1 protein-coding gene is annotated in these 1,009 nt (G+C 76.6%); it reads right to left on the bottom strand.

Features of this window, described 5'->3' with window-relative positions; all coding sequences use genetic code 11:
* Positions 1 to 1,009, bottom strand: a 1,009-nt coding sequence (locus I9P22_RS24260; protein ID WP_269846676.1) for a penicillin-binding transpeptidase domain-containing protein, incomplete at both ends; no start/stop codon positions are given.

Below are 1,009 nucleotides of genomic sequence, written 5' to 3'. Positions count from 1 at the left end.
TGGCCTCGCCCGGCGGGGCAAAGCGGCGCAGGGGCAGCGGCAGGGCGCTGTTCGGCAGGGTCAGCGTCTGCGGCGGAGGCGGCGGCAGCGCGACCGGGGGCAGGGCGTCGAACAGGTCGAACAGCACCGGCGCTGCCAGCTCGCCGCCGAAGGCGCCGAGCACCGGCGTGCCGTCCGGCCGCCCCAGCCAGACCGCGCCGACCCGCGCCCCGTCGAAGCCCACCGCCAGCGCGTCGCGATGCCCGTAGGAGGTGCCGGTCTTGTAGGCCATCGGCCGCGAGCGCGCGCCCTGCGGGGCGGGGTTCCGGCCCAGGATATCGCCGACCTGCCAGGCCGCGACCGGGCCGAACATCGGCGCGTCCAGCGCGCGGCTGCTGCCCGGCAGCGGCGACAGCGTGATGCCCTGCCCGCCGCGCGCCAGGGCCGCATAGCCCTGGGCCAGCCCCTCCAGCGTCACGCCGGCGCCGCCCAGCACCATGGCCAGGCCCGGCGCCTCGCCGGGCAGGCGCAGCTCGATCCCGCCGCGGCGCAGGGCCTGGGCGATGCGGTTCGGGCCCACCGCCTCGGCCAGCTTCACCACCGGGATGTTCAGCGACCAGACCAGCGCGTTCCTCAGGCTGACGGTGCCGCGGAAATGATGGTCGAAATTCTGCGGCTGCCAGCGGCCGAAGGCGGTCGGGCGGTCCTCGATCAGCGTCTCGGGATGCGCCAGCCCGTCGTCGAAGGCGAGGCCATAGACGAAGGGCTTCAGCGTCGAGCCGGGGCTGCGCCATGCCCGCGCCATGTCCACGAAACCGGCCGAGGCGCCATCCGTCCAGTCCGCGGCGCCCACCTCGGCCAGGATCTCGCCCGTCCGGTGATCGGCCAGCACCACCGCCGCCGAGAGCCGCCGCCCGGCGCCGCGCACGGCGCGCGCGGCCAGTTCCTCGGCCCGGTGCTGCAGGCGCGCGTCGAGCGTGGTCTCGATCCGCGTGGCGCCGGGGTTCTCGCGCACCAGCCGCGCGGCCAG

Source organism: Paracoccus binzhouensis, from assembly GCF_016446475.1.
Classification (GTDB): Bacteria; Pseudomonadota; Alphaproteobacteria; order Rhodobacterales; family Rhodobacteraceae; genus Paracoccus; species Paracoccus binzhouensis.
Note: the sequence above shows the minus strand (reverse complement) of the source record. Positions and strands in the feature narration are given on the sequence as shown.